The organism is Lacicoccus kunmingensis DSM 17847, assembly GCF_059568765.1.
The window spans coordinates 1-3,931 of sequence record NZ_JCANUC010000046.1 but is presented as its reverse complement, the minus strand read 5'-3'; the positions used below and the strand labels follow the sequence as shown (position 1 = coordinate 3,931).

The 3,931-nt window shown below is 30.0% G+C and carries 3 protein-coding genes; all 3 read left to right on the top strand.

Annotated elements, in window-relative coordinates; all coding sequences use genetic code 11:
• Positions 1 to 339 precede the first annotated feature (339 nt).
• The gene (locus BO48_RS16685; protein ID WP_496369259.1) at positions 340 to 1,680 is read left to right on the top strand and encodes an O-antigen polymerase; all 1,341 of its coding nucleotides are present in this window, start codon (positions 340 to 342) and stop codon (positions 1,678 to 1,680) included.
• A gap of 61 nt (positions 1,681 to 1,741) precedes the next feature.
• Positions 1,742 to 2,908: a nucleotide sugar dehydrogenase gene (locus BO48_RS16680; protein ID WP_496369257.1), complete on the top strand. Its 1,167-nt coding sequence runs from the start codon at positions 1,742 to 1,744 to the stop codon at positions 2,906 to 2,908.
• Between the two features lie 19 nt (positions 2,909 to 2,927).
• The gene (gene galU / locus BO48_RS16675; protein ID WP_496369255.1) at positions 2,928 to 3,803 is read left to right on the top strand and encodes a UTP--glucose-1-phosphate uridylyltransferase GalU; all 876 of its coding nucleotides are present in this window, start codon (positions 2,928 to 2,930) and stop codon (positions 3,801 to 3,803) included.
• Positions 3,804 to 3,931 lie beyond the last annotated feature (128 nt).

Below are 3,931 nucleotides of genomic sequence, written 5' to 3'. Positions count from 1 at the left end.
ACTTTGATTTTGCCAAGTTAATAGAGAAAATCTCAGAAATCATATGATTTTGACTCAATTGAGGATTCAACTGGGAAGTATGAATAATTCAGGTTTAATTTTACCAAATCCAAAAAATCTAAACTTAATTAGAAGAAAAGTTATTATGCTTCTGAAAGAATACTAAAATATTCCTATAACTGAATTGAATAATTTCAAAAAAATAAATTCAGTATTAAAACTAACTTTATGAATTAAAAAATTAAGAAAATTAAATTATTCCATTTTTCACTAGAAAGATTTTCTAGTGAAAATTTTAAATCATATGATAATAAATATAAATATGAGCAGGGGGGTTCCATGGTAATTTTATTATTAACGATTATTTTATCTATAATACTTGGTATATTAATATTTTACTTTAGAAAATCAGAAAAAGATTTATTTTCACCAACTGTTATTGCAATTTTTATGATTTTTATTACGAATGTACCTTACTTGCTTTCAATTGCTTATGATTACAACGTCATCCATTATTTAGTCAGATGGAGAATACCTGATAACGAACTGGATGTTTATATTTTCAAGTATATAGCAATATTATTACTTGGCGTGTTCGGACTAATTTTAGGAATTAAGGGTAATTTAGGAGGAATAATAAATTCTAAATTGCCTTTATTATTTAAGGAAAATTCAAATAAAAACAACTATATTCCTATGTTAATTGCTTTATTTATAGGATTTCTAGCATATGTTTATTTTATTTATTCGGCTGGAGGTTTAAATATATGGTTAGAAAATCTTTATCAAAGAGCATCTGTTACTTCGGGTAATGGTTACATTTTATCACTAATGGGTCTACTGAATATAGGGGTCTTTATATATATTTATTCATTTAGAAATAAGAAGAGTTTTTTTAAATTATTTTTACTTATTCTATTAGCGATTGGTGTTTCCCTTGTTCTTACTTCATTAGGAGGTAGAAAACCAACATTACAATTTTTAGTTTTATGTTTTTTAATTTGGCACTTTAGTGTTAAGAGTTTTTCAAGAATACCTGTTAAAGCTCTATTCCTTGTTCCTGTATTGGTAATTTATATAATATTAATTCCCATATTAAGAGCAGAAAATGGAGTAGAAGATTTTATTAATGATCCAACTATTATTAGCGACGGAATTATTGAAGAAACATCCTCCGTAGCTAAATCACTCAGTTATATAGATCATTATTTATTAATTATAGATCATTTTTCATTAGATAATATATGGTTAGGTAAAAGTTTTGTTGATTTAGTTTACTCGCCTATACCGAGTTCACTATATCCTGATAAACCTCCAGTGGATGATGGTGCATATTTAAGAACTATTGCTGAAGGAGTTGATGTAACGCCGTCTCGACCTTTTAATGAACTTTATCCTTCCTCCTGGCCCCCCGAAACTCTTGGAAACATGTATATGAACTTTTGGATCCCTGGGGTATTTGTTGGAATGTATATATTAGGTGTTATTTATAAAACTTCTTATTTATATATGCGAAAGTCTAATTATGGTTTGATTTCTATACTTATATATGGACACATACTCCTTAATTTTCAATTAAGCAATCTAAGGATTGTTCAAACTCTTACAGATTTATTAGTAATTATAATATTTATTAGTGTATTATTTACATTAAATAATATAAAGACAAGAAGAAATTAAATATTGAAGAGTATTAAATACTTTTCAAATTATTATTTTAAAAAATTTTGAGGTGGATATTATGAAAATAGCTGTTGTGGGTATTGGTTATGTAGGATTGTCAAATGCAATTTTATTATCTCAATATAATGATGTAGTGGCTCTGGATATAGTACAAGAAAAAATTGATATGTTGAATAAGAAGAAGTCACCGATTATGGACAAAGAAATTGAAGATTATTTAAAGTTTAAAGATTTAAATTTAACAGCTACTACAAATAGTTATCTTGCTTATAAAGAAGCAGAATACATACTCATATCTACACCTACAAATTATGACCCGGCTAAAAACTATTTTGATACGAGTACAGTGGAAAAAGTAATATCTGAAGTACTTTCTATTAATCCAGATGGTGTAATGATTATAAAATCTACCATACCAGTTGGGTATACAGAAAAATTAAAAGAAAAATTTAATAGTGATAATATTATATTCTCGCCAGAATTTTTAAGGGAAGGTAATGCATTATATGATAATCTACATCCCACCAGAATTATTATCGGTGAAAAATCTGAAAGAGCCAGAATTTTTTCAAATTCTTTACTAAAAGGTGCTATAGATAAGGACGTTCCCGTTTTATTTACGAATTCAACAGAAGCCGAAGCGATAAAACTTTTTGCAAACACTTATCTAGCCATGAGAGTAGCCTTCTTTAATGAACTTGATTCATATGCAGAAGTTAGAGGGTTAGACAGTAAACAGATTATAGAAGGAGTAGGATTAGATTCTAGAATTGGTAGCCATTATAATAACCCATCATTCGGATATGGTGGTTATTGTTTACCGAAAGATACAAAGCAATTATTAGCAAATTATGAAGATGTTCCAAATAATATTATGACAGCAATCGTAGATGCTAATAGAACAAGAAAAGATCACATCGCTGAAATGATTCTAAGAAAAAGGCCCCATATTGTTGGTGTGTATAGATTAACTATGAAAACAGATTCTGACAACTTCAGACAGTCTGCAATACAGGGGGTAATGAAACGTATTAAAGCAGAAGGGATAGAAGTTATTGTGTACGAGCCAGTTCTTGATGAGGACGCGTTTTATAACTCACGAGTAATAAAAGATCTCAGTAACTTCATTGAAGAAGCGGATGTCATTCTAGCAAATAGAATTTCACCTGAACTTGAAAGTGTTGAAAGCAAAGTGTATACAAGAGACTTGTTTAGCAGAGACTAAATTAGAAGGAGAGAAGTGAATGTCGAAAATAAAAAAAGCGATTATACCAGCTGCAGGTTTAGGCACAAGATTTTTGCCAGCTACTAAAGCAATGCCTAAAGAGATGTTACCTATTTTAGATAAACCTACTATACAATATATAGTGGAAGAAGCAGTTGAAGCTGGTATTGAAGATATTATCATAGTAACAGGAAAACATAAAAGAGCTATAGAAGATCATTTTGATCATCAGATTGAACTTGAAATGAATTTAGAAAAGAAAAAGAAATATGATGTATTAGAGAAGGTCAATTATTCTACCAACCTTGCAAATATTTTCTATATACGTCAAAAAGAACCTAAAGGCCTTGGTCACGCTATACATACTGCTAAACAATTTATAGGTGATGAGCCATTCGCAGTTCTTCTAGGGGACGATATTGTAGAAGGTAATACACCAGGTATTAAACAATTAATGGATGCTTACGAGGTAAATGAAGGGCCGGTTATAGGGGTGAAAAAAGTTTCAGATGATGAAGTTTCCAGATATGGAATAGTAGAATATTCGGAACGAAATAATAAAATTTATGAACTGATAAATATGTATGAAAAACCAGGTCTTAATGAAACTGAGTCCAGGTTAGCGATAATGGGTAGATATGTTTTGACATCAGATATTTTTGATGAACTGGAAAAAGAAAATATAGGGACTGGGGGAGAGATTCAACTTACTGACGCCTTACAAGCTCTAAACAAGAACAGAAAGGTTTATGCTTATGATTTTGAAGGTGAAAGGTACGATGTAGGTGATAGAACTGGTTATGTGACAACAATTTTGGAGTATGCACTTCGATCTTCTATGAAAGATTCTTTATTAGACTATATGGAAAAAGCTTTAAAAAAACATAGGCCATAAATATTTAATTAGTTTAGGATGAAATTTTAACCTACTTCGTTTGTCAAAATAAGCTAGACAGCCTGCCTACATCCATGTAACTCATAAATGCTTCCAGCGGTGTCTGGTAGTTCAAAGACTTTCTGGGT

Excerpts from the sequence above, each read along its gene's own strand:
- BO48_RS16685 (WP_496369259.1), top strand. The coding sequence starts at position 340 with ATGGTAATTTTATTATTAACGATTATTTTATCTATAATACTTGGTATA.
- BO48_RS16680 (WP_496369257.1), top strand. The coding sequence starts at position 1,742 with ATGAAAATAGCTGTTGTGGGTATTGGTTATGTAGGATTGTCAAATGCA.
- galU (WP_496369255.1), top strand. The coding sequence starts at position 2,928 with ATGTCGAAAATAAAAAAAGCGATTATACCAGCTGCAGGTTTAGGCACA.